Source organism: Variovorax sp. PDC80 (assembly GCF_900115375.1).
In the GTDB taxonomy this organism is placed as follows: domain Bacteria; phylum Pseudomonadota; class Gammaproteobacteria; order Burkholderiales; family Burkholderiaceae_C; genus Variovorax.
Map to the genome: position 1 here is coordinate 362,984 of NZ_FOWG01000008.1, position 14,494 is coordinate 377,477.

Sequence of the window (14,494 nt, forward strand, 5' to 3'; positions counted from 1 at the left end):
TCAGCCCGCGCGCTTGGTCCGGATCGCCTTCGAGGCGCGCGAGTTCGGCTCGCGGCCCAGCGCTTCGCTGATGTAGACGCCGGCGTCGATCAGCTTGTCGAGATCGATGCCGGTCTCGATGCCCATGCCGTGCAGCATGTAGACCACGTCCTCGGTCGCCACGTTGCCGGTCGCGCCCTTGGCATAGGGGCAGCCGCCGAGGCCGGCCGAGGACGACTGGAAGTTCCACACGCCCAGCTCGAGCGCCGCCAGCGTGTTGACCAGCGCCTGCCCGTAGGTATCGTGGAAGTGGCCGGAGATGGCGTCGACGCCGAAGTGGGCCAGCGTGGCCTCCATCGCCGCCTGCACCTTGCGCGGCGTGCCCACGCCGATGGTGTCGGCCACGTCGACGCGCTGCACGCCGATGCCCTTCATCAGCTGCGCGAGGTAGCCGACCTTGGCCGGGGCGATCTCGCCTTCGTAGGGGCAGCCGACCGTGCACGACATCGCGCCACGCACGCGGATGCCCTTGTCGAGCGCCGCGGCCACCACGGGCGCGAAGCGCTCGATGCTCTCGGCGATCGAGCAGTTGATGTTCTTCTGGCTGAAGGCCTCGCTGGCGGCGCCGAACACCACGATCTCGTCGGGCCATTCCGCGCGCGGCGCGGCGATGGCGGCCTCGAAGCCCTTGAGGTTGGGCGTGAGCACCGAGTAGCGCACGCCGGGCTTGCGCTTGATGCCGTGCATCACCTCGGCGTTGTCGGCCATCTGCGGCACCCACTTCGGGCTCACGAAGCTGGTGACCTCGATCTCCTCGAGGCCGGCGTCCTGCAGCCGGTGCACCAGGCCGATCTTGGTTTCGGCCGAAACCGGCTGCTTCTCGTTCTGCAGCCCGTCGCGCGGGCCGACGTCGACGATCTGGACGCGGGTGGGGAGTTTCATGGCTTGTCTCTGGTGTCGCGGGAGGATGGAAAAGCAAAATCCATTGTCCGGCAGATGGGCCCGGCCTGCCTGGTACACAAGGCGCGGAAGGTAGCAATGCGCGCCACAGCGGTTGCAAATGGTGCCAGTCGTTGGCTAGCCGTCGCTGCGCTCGAGCATGCTGGTGCGGAACGCCATCTTGCGCACGATGGCCGCGAAGGCGCGCGTGGGCGCCGCCTCGCGCGCCTTCGGTGCCCACAGCATGCCGGGCGTGCGCACCGGCGTCGGGCTCTCGAGCCGCACGGTCGCGAGCCCCGAGTTCGGCAGCACCGCGTTGGCCGAGACGATGGCCGCGAGCCGCGTCTTCGCCACCAGTCCCATGATCGGCGCCAGCGTGTTGATCTCTGCCACCACCTGCGGCTCGGCGCCGCAGGAGCGGAAGCACTCGTCGAGCATCTGGCGGGTGGCGAAGCTCGCGGGCAGCAGCGCCATCGGCAGGCGATGCAGCTCGACCATGCGCAGCCGCTTGCGCCGCGCCAGCGGATGGTCGTGCGCCACCACCAGCACCATCTCCTCGTTGTAGAGCGGCTCGAACTGCAGCGGCCCGGGCTGGGCCGGACGGTAGGCGATGCCGAGGTCGAGCGTGCCCTGCTGCAGCCGCTGGCCGATCAGGTCGGCCGCGAGCTCGTCGACCCTCACGCGCACCCGCGGATAGCGCTGCTGGAAGCCCGCGATGCAGTCGGGAATGAAGCCGAGGTTGAAGGTGTGGGTGGAGCCGATGCGCAGCTCGCCGGCCGCCTCCTGCGGGTCCTCGCGCAGCGCGCCGAGGCCGCGGTCGATCTCCTGCAGCGCGCGCGTGGCGTGGTGCAGGAAGGCCTCGCCGGCCTCGGTCAGCGCCACGCGCTTGCCGATGCGGTCGAACAGCGGCCGGCCCAGCTCCTCCTCGAGCTGCTTGATCTGGTGCGACAGCGTCGACTGCGTGACGTGCAGCCGCTCGGCCGCGCGCGTGAAGTTGAGCGAGCCGGCCAGGGCGCTGAAGTAGCGCAGGTGCCGCAGTTCCATGGAGGCCTTCCGTTGCGTCGAACGATCGATGGCGTCGATGGTATCCATGCAAAACCATCATTGTTAAAAATCGGGCCGCCTGCATAGAGTTCGCTCCCATCCCGCGAGGGCATGACACGACACGACAGCAGGAGACACACGAGTGCACAAGGTCCTCAGCGGCATCAAGGTGCTGGAGCAAGGCACGTTCATCACCGGACCGGCGGCCGGCATGTTCCTGGCCGACCTCGGCGCCGAGGTGGTCAAGGTGGAGCAGCCCGGCAGCGGCGATCCGTTCCGTTCGTTCCGCGGCGGGCTCTACAGCCCGCACTTCCAGACCTACAACCGCAACAAGCGCAGCGTCACGCTCAACCCCAAGCTGGCCGAGGACGCGGCGGTGTTCGACGAGCTGGTGAAGGATTCGGACGTCTACATCCAGAACTTCCGCCCCGGCGCGGCCGAGCGGCTGGGCGCGGGCGAGACGCGGCTGCGCGAACTCAATCCACGGCTGATCTACTGCGCCATCAGCGGCTTCGGCCAGACCGGCCCGGCCGCGGCGCGCCCGGCCTACGACACGGTGGCGCAGGCGGCCAGCGCCTTCCTCAAGCTGCTGGTGAACCCGGCCAATCCGCGCGTGGTGGGCCCGGCCGTGGCCGACGCGATGACCGGCTTCTACGCGGCCTACGGCGTGCTCGGCGCGCTGGTCGAGCGCGGGCGCACCGGCCAGGGCCGCAAGGTCGAGGTCTCGATGCTCGAGGCCATGTGCCACTTCAACCTCGACGCCTTCACGCACTACTTCTCCGAGAACGAGATCATGGGTCCGTTCAGCCGGCCCAGCGTCTCGCAGTCGTACGTGCTCGAGTGCGCCGACGGCCTGTGGATCGCGCTGCACATGTCCTCGCCCGAGAAGTTCTGGCAGGGCCTGGCCAACGCGATCGAGCGGCCCGACCTGTTCCAGGACGCGCGCTTCGCCACGCGCGAGGGCCGCATCGCGCACCAGAACGACCTGATCGCGCTGCTCGACGGCCTGTTCCGCGCACGCACGCGCGCCGACTGGTGCGCGCGGCTCGAGGCCGAGGACGTGCCGCATGCGCCCATGTACGACACGCGCGAGGCCATGGAGGATCCGCAGGCGCGCCACCTGCAGCTCGAGGTCAGCGCGCCCCATCCCGAGGGCGGCGACTGGCGCACCATCCGCTCGCCCGTGAGCTTCGACGGCGAGCGCGCGCTCGAGGTCACGGCGCCGCCGGTGCTGGGCGCCGACAACGCGGCGATCGTCGAACCCATACGCCGACGCCTGCAGCAGCGCTGACGCATTCCCACCCCCAGAAGAAAAGAACGGAGACCAGCCCCATGACCCCATCGAACGCCGACGAACTGACCCGGGCCGCGCTGCAGCGCCTGGACGGCGCGGCCGACCCGCGCTTCGCGCGCATCATGCAGTCGCTGATCGAGCACCTGCATGCCTTCATCCGCGAGGTCGACCTGCAGCCCGACGAATGGATGGCCGGCATCGAGTTCCTCACCGCCGTCGGCCAGGCCTGCGACGACAAGCGCCAGGAGTTCATCCTGCTGTCGGACACGCTGGGCGCCTCGATGATGGTGGTGATGCTCGACCAGCTGCGCGCCGCCGCGCGCGCCGGCAAGAACGGCGAGGCGCTGCCCGCGACCGAGACCACCGAGGCCACCGTGCAGGGCCCCTACTACTGGGACGGCGCGCCCGAGCTGCCGCTGGGCGCCGACATCGCGCCGGGCGTGCGCGGCGAACCGGCCTTCTACAGCGGCCGCGTCAGCGACACGCGCGGCGAGCCGCTCGCGAACGCGCTGCTCGACGTCTGGTCGGGCGACGGCGAGGGCGTCTACGACATGCAGGTCGAGGGCGCGGGCATGGCGGCGCGCGCGCGCATCCGCACCGACGCCGAGGGCCGCTACTGGTTCTGGTCGATCAAGCCCTCGTACTACCCGGTGCCGGTCGACGGCCCGGTGGGCCGCATGCTCGACGGCATGGGCCGCCATCCGAACCGGCCCGGCCACATCCACATGAAGGTGGCGGCCGAGGGCCACGTGCCGGTGACCACGCACCTGTTCGTCGCGGGCAGCCCCTACATCGACTCCGACGCGGTGTTCGGCGTGCGGCCCAGCCTGCTCGTCGACTTCGAGGCCCATGCGCCGGGCCGCGCGCCCGACGGCCGCGCGCTCGAGCAGCCGTACTGGTCCGCGCACTACGACTTCCATCTGCAACCCGCCACCTCGAACGCCCTCTCATGAAAATCGGCAAATCCACCGTCCCGCGCACCGCCATCTGCACCTCGGACGAACACACCATCGTCGTGCGCGGCCAGGACCTCTGTCGCGACCTGATCGGCCGCGTCTCGTTCTCGGACTACTTCTTCCTGCTGCTCACCGGCCGCCGTCCCGACGCCGCCTGCAGCGCGGTGCTCGACGCCACGCTGGTGGCGATCGCCGAGCACGGCCTGGTGCCCAGCGTGCAGGCCAGCCGCATGACCTTCGCGGCCGCGCCCGATGCGCTGCAGGGCGCGGTGGCCGCGGGCATCCTGGGCTGCGGCTCGGTGATCCTCGGCGCCTCCGAAACCGCGGGCCGGCTGTTCGCCGGCGTGGCGGCGCGCGTCGACGCGGGCGAGTCGCTCGACGATGTGGCGGCCGACACCATCCGCGCGCTGAAGGAAGGCCGCCAGGCCATCCCCGGCTACGGCCATCCGCTGCACAAGGCCAACGATCCGCGCGTGGACCGGCTGATCGAGGTCGCGACCGAGGCCGGCGCCGACCTGCGCTACGTGCACATCGCGCAGGCGCTCGAACGCGCCATCCCCGCCATCGTGGGCCGCGAGCTGCGCATGAACGTCTCGGCCGCGATCCCGGCCGTGCTGCTGGGCGTGGGCTTCCCGGTGGCCTCGCTGCGCGGCGTGCCGATCCTCGCGCGCACCGCGGGGCTGATCGCGCACCTGGCCGAGGAGGCCGAGACGCCGAGCGGCTTCGCGCTGTCCTACCAGGCCACGCGCGAGCTGCAGTACGAGGGCGAGCTGCCCGCCGGCTTCGGGAGCGCGGCATGAAGCGCCGCCTGCTGCTGGCCGGCGCGCTGCTGGCCACGGGCGCGGCGTTCGCGCAGGCGCCGGGCGCCGCGCGGCCACTGAAGATCGTCGTGCCCTTCGGCGCCGGCACCTCGACCGACATCGTCGGCCGCATCCTGGCCGATGCGCTGGGCCGCCAGCTCGGCACCGGCGCGATCGTCGAGAACAAGCCCGGCGCGGGCGGCGCCATCGGCAGCGAGCAGGTCGCGCGCGCCGGCACCGACGGCCAGACGCTGCTGCTGGGCACGGTCGGCACGCACGCCATCAACCCCTCGCTCTACAAGCGGCTGAGCTACCAGCCGCTGCGCGACTTCGTGCCGCTGGGCTTCATCGGCGCCACGCCCACGCTGCTGGTGGTACCCGCCGGCTCGCCGTGGAAGCGCGTGGCCGACCTGGGCAACGCGAGCGGCAACGTGAACTTCGCCTCGGCCGGCAACGGCACCTCGGGCCATCTGGCCGGCGAGCTGCTCAACGTGCGGCTCGGCAAGAGCTTCATGCACGTGCCCTACCGCGACGGCGCGCAGGCCATGACCGAGCTGATGGCCGGCAACGTGCAGTTCATGTTCTATCACCCGGCCGCGGTGCTGCCGCAGGTGCGCGCGGGCAAGCTGCGCGCGATCGGCGCCTCGGGCGCGAAGCGCAGCGCCGCCGCGCCCGAGGTGCCCACGCTGATGGAACAGGGCGTGAAGGACTTCGACCTCGTCGCCTGGTTCATGTTGTACGCGCCCGCCGGCATGCCCGCCGCGCAGCGCGACCGGCTGCGCGAGGCCACGCGCCAGGTGCTGGCCCAGCCCGAGGTGCGCGAGAAGCTCGCGCAGCAGGGCATCGAGCAGGCCGAGATGAATGCCGACCAGCTCGACGCCTTCGCGCGCACCGAGATCGCCAAGTGGGGCGAGGCGGTGCAGCGCTCGGGCGCGCAGGTCGATTGATCGGTTCGATAAAAAAAGCGGGACCTCCCGCGACAGGAGACAGACATGCGTACCCGATTCCAATGGCTGGCCGGCCTTTTCCTTGCCCTGGCCTGCAGTCTCGCCCTGGCCCAGGGCACGGCCTGGCCCAACAAGCCGATCCGCATCGTGGTGGGCTTCGCGCCCGGCACGCCGCCGGACATCTTCGCGCGGCTCTACGGCGACTACATGGGCAAGCAGCTCGGCGTGCCGGTGGTGATCGACAACAAGCCGGGCACGGCCGGCAACCTCGCCTCCGACACCGTGGCCAAGGCGCCGCCCGACGGCTACACCTTCCTCTACAACCTCTCGACCGCGTTCACGATCAACCCCTACATCTACGCCAAGCTGCCCTTCGATCCGCAGAAGGACCTGGTGCCGGTCGCCACCACGATGCGGCAGGGACTGGTGCTGATCGCGAGCCCGAAGCTGCCCGCGAAGTCGATCAAGGAACTGCTGGCCGCCGCGAAGGCGAAGCCCGGCTCGATCTCGCATGCCTCCTACGGCGCGGGCAGCCCCTCGCACCTGATCGTGGAATGGCTCAAGGACGAGACCGGCACCGACATGCTGCACGTGCCCTACCGCGCGAGCCCGGTGGCCGACGTGATCGGCGGCCAGGTCGACACGGTGATGGAGCCGATCGCCACCGGCTATCCGCTGATCAGCAGCGGCCGCGTGCAGGCGCTGGCCTATTCGGGCCCGAGCCGGCATCCGGCCATGCCCGAGGTGCCCACGCTCGCCGAGGTGGTGCCGGGCCTCACGATGACCTCGTGGCACGGCCTGTGGGCGCCGGCCGCGACGCCGGCGGCGATCCAGCAGCGCTTCAACGCCGTGATGATCGAGGCCAGCAAGGACCCCGATCTCGCGAAGCGCATCCGCGAACTCAACAGCGAGCCGCTGGGCCTCACGCAGGCCGAGATGGCCGCGGCGCTGCGGCGCGACGCGGAGATCTACAGCCGCATCGTGAAGGCGAAGAACATCCGCGTCGACTGAGCTCAGTAGGACTTCGGCAGCCCGAGCGCCTTCTCGGCGATGAAGTTCAGGATCATCTGCGGGCTCACGGGCGCGATGCGCGGGATGTAGCTCTCGCGCAGCAGCCGCTCGACGTGGTATTCCTTCGCGTAGCCCATGCCGCCGAGCGTGAGCACCGCGTTCTGGCAGGCGTCGTGCGCGGCCTCGGCCGCGAGGTACTTGGCGGCATTGGCCTCGATGCCGCAGGGCTCGCCCGCGTCGTAGAGCGTGGCGGCCTTGAGCATCATCAGGTCGGCCGCCTCGAGGTTGGCCCAGGCGCGCGCGAGCGGATGCGCCACGCCCTGGTTCTGGCCGATCGGCCGGCCGAACACCACGCGCTCCTGCGCGTACTGCGAGGCGATGCGCAATGCCGCGCGGCCGATGCCGATGGCTTCCGCCGCGATCAGGATGCGCTCGGGGTTGAGCCCGTGCAGGATGTACTCGAAGCCGCGGCCCTCCTCGCCGATGCGGTCCTCCTCCGGCACCTCGAGCCCGTCGATGAACAGCATGTTCGAGTCGACCGCCGCGCGGCCCAGCTTGTGGATCTCGCGCACCTCGACCTTGCTGCGGTCGAGCGCGGTATAGAACAGCGTGAGGCCCTGCGTGGGCTTCTTCACCTGCTCGAGCGGCGTGGTGCGCGCGAGGATCAGCATGCGGTCGGCCACCTGCGCGGTCGATATCCAGATCTTGCGGCCGTGCAGCCGATAGCCGCCGTCGGCCTGGCGCAGCGCCTGCGTCTTCAGCCGCGTGGTGTCGAGCCCCGCGTCGGGCTCGGTCACGGCGAAGCAGGCCTTCTCGCGGCCCGCGATCAGCGGCGGCAGGAAGCGCTGGCGCTGCGCCTCGCTGCCGAACACCACCACCGGGTTGAGGCCGAAGATGTTCATGTGCACCGACGACGCGCCCGACATGCCCGCGCCCGAGGCGCTGATGGCGCGCATCATCAGCGCCGCCTCGGTGATGCCCAGGCCCGCGCCGCCCTGCGCCTCGGGCATGGCGATGCCGAGCCAACCGCTGTCGGCCACGGCGCGGTGGAATTCGTGCGGGAACTCGGCGCGGTCGTCGTGCTCGCGCCAGTACTCGGCGGGGAAGTCTTCGCACAGCCGTTCGATGGCCGCGACCAGCGAGCGCTGGTCTTCATTGAGGGAGAAATTCATTCGCTGTCCTTCGCAGGATCCGGTTGCAGGGTGACGCCGCGCGCGAGCAGCCCGGCGATCGCGTCCTCGGCATAGCCGGCCTCGCGCAGCAGCTCCACGCTCTGCTCGCCGATGCGCGGCGCCGGGCGACGGATCGAGGCCGGCGTGGCGCCGTAGCGACCGACCGGCGCGAGCGTGCGGATGCGGCCCTCGCTCGGATGGTCGAGCTCGGGGAAGAAGCCGACGGCGCGCAGGTGCGGATCGTCGAGCAGGCTCTCGGTGCTGTGCAGCCGCGCGACCGGGATGTCGGCCGCCTCGAGCAGCGCGATCCATTCCTCGCTGCCGCGCGTGGCCATCACCTCGGCCACGAACGCATAGACCGCGCCGATGTTCGCGGCGCGCGCGGTGTGGGAGCCGAACATCGGCGAGTCGCGCAGCTCGGGCCGGCCGATCAGCGCGAAGAAGGCCTGCCAGTGCTTGTCGTTGTAGATCAGCACACCGAGGTGGCCGTCGGCCGTGGCGTAGGGCTTGCGGTGCGCGGCCAGCAGGCGCGCGTAGCCGGTGGGACCCAGCGGCGGCTCGAAGCTGTGGCCGCCGAGGTGGTCGCCCATCACGAACTGCGACAGCGCCTCGAACATCGGCACCTCGACCGCCTGGCCACGCCCCGTGCGCTGCGCATGCAGCACCGCCGCGAGCAGCGCGATCGCGGCCTGCAGGCCCACCGCGCGGTCGGCCAGGGTCACGGGCGCGTAGCGCGGCTCGCCGCCGCTTTGCTGCGCGAACAGCGAGGCCACGCCGGCCGCGCCCTGGATCAGGTCGTCGTAGGCGGGCTTGCCGGCATAGGGGCCGTCTTCTCCATAGCCGAAGGCACCGAGGTAGACGATCTTCGGGTTGGCCGCGGCCACCGCCTCGTAGCCCAGGCCGAGCCGCGCCATCGCCTGCGGCCGCGTGTTGTAGATCAGCGCATCGCAGCCGGCCGCGAGCCGCAGGCAGGCTTCGCGGCCCTCGGGCTGCTTGAGATCGAGCACGATCGAGCGCTTGTTGCGGTTGAGGTGCAGCGCCATCGCGCCCATGCCCGCATGGCGCATCGGGCCGACGGCGCGCAGGTTGTCGCCGCCGGGCGGCTCGACCTTGATCACATCGGCGCCGAGGTCGCCGAGGGTCTGCGTGGCATAGGGCCCCATCACCACCGCCGTGAGGTCGAGGATGCGGATGCCCTGCAGTGGGCCGGTGGCGGCGGGCGACTCGCTCATTCGGGCTGGATCCCCGCGGCCTGGATCAGCTTCTTCCACTTCGCGAGTTCCGCCACCGTGAACGCGCCCAGTTCCTCGGGCGTGCTGCCGAAGGCATCGAAGCCCAGCTTGCTCACGCGCTCGCGGAAGGCCGCGCCGTTGGCCATCGCCGCGAGCACCTTGTTGAGCTTCAGCACCACGTCGCGCGGCGTGCCGGCCGGCGCGAACACACCGTTCCAGGAGGTGATGTCGAAGCCCTTGAGCTCGGGCGTGTCGGCCAGCGGCGGCAGCTCGGGAAAGAGCTGGGTGCGCTCCTGCGTGGTGACCGCGATCGCGCGCATCTTGCCGGCCTTCACCGTCGCCAGGCCGGCCGCGAGGTCGACCACCATCATCGACACCTGCCCGCCGATCAGGTCGGCGATGGCCGGCGGCGTGCTCTTGTAGGGCACGTGCAGCATCGGCACGCCGCTCATGCGCGAGAGCGTGGCGCCGCTCACGATGCCGGTGCTGTTGCCGCTCGCGTAGCTGAGCTTGCCCGGATGCGCGCGGCCCCAGGCCAGCAGCTCGGCCACGTTCTTCACGGGCAGCTCGTTGTTGACCACCAGCATGAACGGCAGGTTGCCCATGCGACTCACGGGCGCGAAGTCCTTCACCGGGTCGTAGGGCAGCGACTTCATCAGGCTCGGGTTGGCCGAGTGCGTGGTGTTGGTGGTCATGAACAGCGTGTAGCCGTCGGGCGGCGCCTTGGCCACGAGTTCGGCCGCGATCACGCCGTTGGCGCCCGCGCGGTTGTCGACGATCACCGAGCCCTTGAGCGCCTCGCCGAGCATCTGCGCCGTGATGCGCGCCACCGCATCGGTGCCGCTGCCGGCCGCGAAGGGCACGATCAGCCTGATCGGCTGCTTCGGATAGCCGTCCTGCGCGAAGGCCCAGGGCGCGGCGCCCACGAGGCCGGCGGCGGCGCCGATGGCAATGAAACGGCGGCGCTGCGCCACCGCGACTGTTTCTGTCGCGTTCTTCGTCTGCATGGTGGTTGTCTCCGGGTGGTTGTGGTCAGGGCCGGATCACGCGCTCCGGCGATTCCTCGTAGGGCGGGCTGTAGATCACCAGCACGCGCACCGGCTCGTCGCTCACCACCGTGAAGGTGTGCATCGCGTCGGCCGGAAAGAAACAGCTGTCGCCCGGGTGCAGCTCCTGCCGCTGACCGCCAACCTCGGCCACCGCGCGGCCCTCGAGCAGGTAGCAGACCTGCTCGATGCCCGGGTGCGCATGCGGCAGCGCGCCCTTGCCTTTCTGGATGTGGCCCACCAGCACCTCGAGCTGCTTCGCGCCCACGGTCTCGGGGCCGATCAGCCGCTTGTTGAGCGTGCCCGTGTGGTTGGCGGGGTGGTAGCCCTCGATCTCGGCTTCGCGCACGAAATAGCGGGGGGCGGTGGGGGTCGTCATCGGGGGTTCTCCGTCTTGGGTTCGATCGCGAGGCAGGCCGAGCGCAGCATCGCGGCGATCTCCTCGATGCGTGCCTCCATGCGGTAGCGCGGGCCGGCGACCGAGATCGCATAGGCCTCGCCGCCGATGCGCAGCGGCCAGGCCAGGCCGATCAGGTCGGGAATGCTTTCGCCGAGGTTGCCGTACCAGCCGCGCGTGGCCGAGCGCTGCAGCTCGGCCTCGATCGCCTCGACCGTGGTCAGCGTGGCCTCGGTCAGCGGCGCCAGCGCCATGCCCTCGAGCAGCAGGCGGCGCGCGTCGGGCGCCAGCGTGGACAGCAGCGCGCGGCCGATGGAGTTGGCGTAGGCCGGGCGCGTCTCGCCCGACTCGGCCGTGTAGCGGATGCTCTGCGGCGCGCTCAGCACCTCGAGGTAGACCACCTGGCCCGCGTCGCGGAACTTGCCGAACACCACCGTCTCGCGCGCCGCGTCGCGCAGCTCCTCGAGCGTGGCCTTCACGCGGTCGAGCACCGGGTCGTGCGCCGCGATGACCTGCGCCATCGCGAGCAGCCGGCCGGTCGGGTAGTAGCCCTGGCGCCGGCCGGTCTCGTACATGTAGCCCTGCTCCTCGAGCGTGCGGATCAGGCCCAGGCAGCTCGACACCGGCATGTCGAGCAGGCGCGCCATCTCCGAGAGCGCGAGCGGCTGCTTCTCGCGGGCGAAGAGCTCGACGATCTCGATCACCCGGAAGGCAGTTTTCACAGTCATAAAAAGATTTTCATGCTTGTGAAAAACTAATGCCTCAGGGTTTCCCCTGCCCGCGGCGCTTTCCGGCGGGCGACGGAAGGGGGCGCTGGCTCAGTAGCCGCGCACCGGATCGACCACGCCCGCGATCGGCAGCCCCTGCTCCATCGCGCGGATCTTCCCGGCGATCTGCGCGATCGACTCCTCGCGCAGCGTGCGCGCCGAGCCGTGCGGCGTCACGACGATTCTTGGATGGCGCCAGAAGGCATGCTCGGCCGGCAACGGCTCGACCTGGAACACGTCGAGCGTGGCGCCCGCGAGCCGGCCGCCGTCGATCAACGGGATGAGGTCGTCCTCGACCAGGTGCGCGCCGCGCGCGATGCTGATCAGGTAGCCCTCGGGCCGCAGCTTGCCGAGCGTCTCGCGGTTGAGGATGCCGCGCGTTGCCTCGGTCAGCGGCAGCAGGTTGACCAGCACGCGCGTGGACGACAGGAACTCGTCGAACTGCGCCTCGCCGCTGAACACGCGCACGCCCTCGATCTGCTTGGGCGAGCGGCTCCAGCCCAGCACCGGGAACTCGAACTGCGCGACCGCCTTCGCGACCCGCTCGCCGAGCACGCCCAGGCCCATGATGCCGACCGGGAAGTCGCTGCGCGCCTTCGGGCGGCGATAGCTCCACTTGCCTTCGCGCGCATCGGCCTCGTAGGCATCGAACTCGCGGAAGTGGCGGATCAGCGTGTGGCACACGTACTCGGCCATCTGCACCGACATGCCCGCATCGTCGAGCCGCACGATGCGCGTGCCGGCCGGAATCCGGAGCTTGAGCAGCGCGTCGACGCCGGCGCCGATGTTGAAGATGCCGCGCAGCGCGGGCTGCTCGTCGATGAACTGCTGCGGCGGCGCCCACACGACCGCATGGTCGGCCTGCGGCGCGCCGGGTTGCCAGGCTTCGATCTCTGCGTCGGGCAGTTCGGCCTTCAGGCCTTCGATCCAGGGGTCGGGACGGTTGTCGGTGAGGTAGACGGTGATTCGCATGGAGCGAATCTTAGGCGCGCACGGCGAACGTCGCCGTCGCCGAGGCGGCCCGCGTCACCACTCGCGCCATTCCTCGGTGATGTCCTCGCCCTCGGTTTCCAGGCCCGCATGGCTCGCGGCCGCGATGATCAGCTCGCACAGGTCCTCGCGCTGGTCGGTCTCGATCAGGCTGCCCTCGCTGTCCTCGTTGAGGCGGTTGAGCTGCAGCACCACGCGCTCGACGGCCGCGAGGATCGCGGCATCGCGCTTCGCCTCCGAGGCCTCGTCGATCGCCGCCAGCGTCGCGAGGTACTCGTCGACGATCTCGGCGCAGCGGTCGACCTCGGCCTGCGTGTAGCCGGGGTCGAATTCGGGATCGTGGTCCGCGTCTTCCTCGTCGTTGCGCATGTAGTCGACCATGCTCGCGAGGGTCTTGTCCTTCAGGGCCTGCAGTTCGGGTGTCATCGGTCTGTCGCTCCGTTCGTCTAAGAGATCGCCGCACGAGCGCCGGGGGCGACAGCGCACGCCTTGTGTGCTCTTGCGCCATCTCCTATGCTCGATCGTTCAATCCGGAGACCCTACCCATGATCAAAGTCAGTGTGATGTATCCCTACACCGAAGGCGCCCGCTTCGACCACGACTACTACCGCGACAAGCACATGCCCCTGCTGAAGGCGCGCATGGGCGATGCCTGCAAGTCCTACACCATCGACAAGGGCCTGGCCGGCGGCGCGCCGGGCGCCAAGCCCACCTACATCGGCATGTGCCACGTGTTCTGCGATTCCGTCGAGGCCTTCCAGGGCGCCTTCGGCCCGCATGCCAAGGAGATCCTCGGCGATGTGAGGAACTACACCGACATCGCGCCGGTGATGCAGATCAGCGAAGTGGTGGTCGGCTGAGCGGCCGCCCGCCCACGCTCGCTTCCCTCGCGCCGGTGCCGCCGCCTCAGGCGGCCCTGGCCTGGCGCCGGCGCAGCCACAGCCGGCGCACGCCCCACAGCACGGGCACCAGCAACAGCAGCCACGGCAGCACCGCCGCCACGAAGGTGATCAGGCTGCCCACGCTCTCGGCCAGCACGCGGCCCGCGTTGCGCAGGGCCTGCGTCATCGGGTTGTAGCTCTCGCCGCCGCCGACCAGCGCGCGCACGGTGGTGAACTGGATCTGGATGTGCTGCTTGCTGGTCTGCTGCTGCAGCACCTTGCGCTGCGTCGCCGAGGCATCGAGCTCGGCCTGGGTGTCGGCCAGCGTGCGCTGGATCTGCAGCAGGTCGGCCATGGTGCGCTTGGTGGTGGTGTCGCGCAGCATGACGCGCAGGCTGTCGCGGAACTCGGTGCGGTTCTTGATGCGCGCCTCGACGTCGATCACCTCGGCGGTCTTGTCCTCGCTGGTGGTGTTGTGCGCCACCACCTTCGCCACGCCCGCGAGGCCGGCCAGCAGCTTCTCGACGTCGGCCGGCTCCACGCGCATCTCGAGCGTGGCATTGCCGGCCTGCTGCGGCGTCTCGCGCAGCAGCGAGGACGACAGCAGCTCGCAGCGCAGGGTGCCGCAGAGGTCGCGCACCTTGCCCCAGGATTCGGCGAGCTGGTCGGGCGCGACCTCGACGTTGAGGTCCTGGCGGATCGCGAGGTAGCGCTGCAGCGGCGCACCCTCGCCCGCCTGCTTCTCGGCCTGCTGGTCGAGCGACATCGCGGCGGGCGCGGGCGGCGCGGGCTCGGCCAGGCGCATGCGCCTGGACTCCATCGCGCCGCCGGCCGCGTAGTTGCCCGAGGGCCGGGCCGCGGCGGCATCGACTTCCGCGGCCGCGTCGCGCCGCTCGCAGGCGCTGAGCGTCAGGGCCGCGGCCAGCGCGAGCAGCAGCATGCGCGGACGGGCGCCGAGGCGCTGGAAGGGAGAGAACGAGGAAGGCTGCGGCTGGCGATGCGTCATGAAGAATCCTTCAAGGGAAGTGGGCATCGCGGT

General features: G+C 70.5%; 16 protein-coding genes. 6 read left to right on the plus strand and 10 right to left on the minus strand.

Going from position 1 to position 14,494, the window contains the following annotated elements:
- Together BM109_RS23995 and BM109_RS24000 are read right to left on the minus strand one after the other, a co-directional pair.
- Window positions 1-921 carry a hydroxymethylglutaryl-CoA lyase gene (locus BM109_RS23995; RefSeq protein WP_093348165.1) on the minus strand — a complete coding sequence of 307 codons (921 nt, stop codon included), beginning with the start codon at window positions 919-921 and terminating at the stop codon, window positions 1-3.
- A gap of 135 nt (window positions 922-1,056) precedes the next feature.
- Window positions 1,057-1,962: a LysR substrate-binding domain-containing protein gene (locus BM109_RS24000; protein ID WP_093348407.1), complete on the minus strand. Its 906-nt coding sequence runs from the start codon at window positions 1,960-1,962 to the stop codon at window positions 1,057-1,059.
- 142 nt (window positions 1,963-2,104) lie between these two features.
- Between BM109_RS24000 and BM109_RS24005 the strand changes: the two genes are divergently transcribed.
- The 5 genes from BM109_RS24005 to BM109_RS24025 are packed head-to-tail and all read left to right on the plus strand — an operon-like array spanning window position 2,105 to window position 6,970.
- Window positions 2,105-3,253, plus strand: a complete 1,149-nt coding sequence (locus BM109_RS24005) for a CaiB/BaiF CoA transferase family protein (protein ID WP_093348167.1) — start codon at window positions 2,105-2,107, stop codon at window positions 3,251-3,253.
- Between the two features lie 41 nt (window positions 3,254-3,294).
- Window positions 3,295-4,209, plus strand: coding sequence for a dioxygenase family protein (locus tag BM109_RS24010; protein WP_093348170.1), 915 nt, complete (start codon window positions 3,295-3,297; stop codon window positions 4,207-4,209).
- Complete coding sequence (locus tag BM109_RS24015; protein ID WP_093348172.1) at window positions 4,206-5,012, plus strand: citryl-CoA lyase; 807 nt, start codon at window positions 4,206-4,208, stop codon at window positions 5,010-5,012. Before BM109_RS24010 ends, BM109_RS24015 begins: the two co-directional genes overlap by 4 nt.
- Window positions 5,009-5,959: a Bug family tripartite tricarboxylate transporter substrate binding protein gene (locus tag BM109_RS24020; protein WP_093348175.1), complete on the plus strand. Its 951-nt coding sequence runs from the start codon at window positions 5,009-5,011 to the stop codon at window positions 5,957-5,959. Before BM109_RS24015 ends, BM109_RS24020 begins: the two co-directional genes overlap by 4 nt.
- Before the next feature lie 45 nt (window positions 5,960-6,004).
- Window positions 6,005-6,970, plus strand: a complete 966-nt coding sequence (locus BM109_RS24025; protein ID WP_093348177.1) for a Bug family tripartite tricarboxylate transporter substrate binding protein — start codon at window positions 6,005-6,007, stop codon at window positions 6,968-6,970.
- A 2-nt stretch (window positions 6,971-6,972) separates the two neighbouring features.
- Here the strand turns inward: BM109_RS24025 and BM109_RS24030 are convergent, their stop codons facing one another.
- The 7 genes from BM109_RS24030 to BM109_RS24060 all read right to left on the minus strand — a co-directional run bounded on the left by BM109_RS24030 (window position 6,973) and on the right by BM109_RS24060 (window position 13,000).
- Window positions 6,973-8,142 carry an acyl-CoA dehydrogenase family protein gene (locus BM109_RS24030; protein WP_093348180.1) on the minus strand — a complete coding sequence of 390 codons (1,170 nt, stop codon included), beginning with the start codon at window positions 8,140-8,142 and terminating at the stop codon, window positions 6,973-6,975.
- Window positions 8,139-9,374, minus strand: coding sequence for a CaiB/BaiF CoA transferase family protein (locus tag BM109_RS24035; RefSeq protein ID WP_093348182.1), 1,236 nt, complete (start codon window positions 9,372-9,374; stop codon window positions 8,139-8,141). Before BM109_RS24035 ends, BM109_RS24030 begins: the two co-directional genes overlap by 4 nt.
- Window positions 9,371-10,381 carry a Bug family tripartite tricarboxylate transporter substrate binding protein gene (locus BM109_RS24040; RefSeq protein ID WP_093348185.1) on the minus strand — a complete coding sequence of 337 codons (1,011 nt, stop codon included), beginning with the start codon at window positions 10,379-10,381 and terminating at the stop codon, window positions 9,371-9,373. The genes BM109_RS24035 and BM109_RS24040 overlap by 4 nt, the downstream gene beginning before the upstream one ends.
- A 25-nt stretch (window positions 10,382-10,406) precedes the next feature.
- A complete protein-coding gene (locus BM109_RS24045; protein WP_093348187.1) occupies window positions 10,407-10,799 on the minus strand; it encodes a cupin domain-containing protein in 393 nt (130 codons plus the stop codon).
- The gene (locus BM109_RS24050) at window positions 10,796-11,545 is read right to left on the minus strand and encodes an IclR family transcriptional regulator (protein ID WP_093348190.1); all 750 of its coding nucleotides are present in this window, start codon (window positions 11,543-11,545) and stop codon (window positions 10,796-10,798) included. Before BM109_RS24050 ends, BM109_RS24045 begins: the two co-directional genes overlap by 4 nt.
- A gap of 90 nt (window positions 11,546-11,635) precedes the next feature.
- Window positions 11,636-12,556, minus strand: a complete 921-nt coding sequence (locus tag BM109_RS24055; RefSeq protein WP_093348192.1) for a 2-hydroxyacid dehydrogenase — start codon at window positions 12,554-12,556, stop codon at window positions 11,636-11,638.
- Window positions 12,557-12,610: 54 nt separating this feature from the next.
- A complete protein-coding gene (locus BM109_RS24060) occupies window positions 12,611-13,000 on the minus strand; it encodes a hypothetical protein (protein ID WP_093348195.1) in 390 nt (129 codons plus the stop codon).
- 119 nt (window positions 13,001-13,119) lie between these two features.
- On the opposite strand from BM109_RS24060, the gene BM109_RS24065 reads away from it, so the two are divergent.
- On the plus strand, window positions 13,120-13,434 hold the full coding sequence (locus tag BM109_RS24065; protein ID WP_093348197.1) for an EthD family reductase: 315 nt from the start codon (window positions 13,120-13,122) through the stop codon (window positions 13,432-13,434).
- Window positions 13,435-13,480: 46 nt separating this feature from the next.
- Here the strand turns inward: BM109_RS24065 and BM109_RS24070 are convergent, their stop codons facing one another.
- Window positions 13,481-14,461 (minus strand): DUF4349 domain-containing protein, encoded by a 981-nt coding sequence (locus tag BM109_RS24070; protein ID WP_093348200.1) that lies wholly within the window; start codon window positions 14,459-14,461, stop codon window positions 13,481-13,483.
- Between the last annotated feature and the right edge of the window lie 33 nt (window positions 14,462-14,494).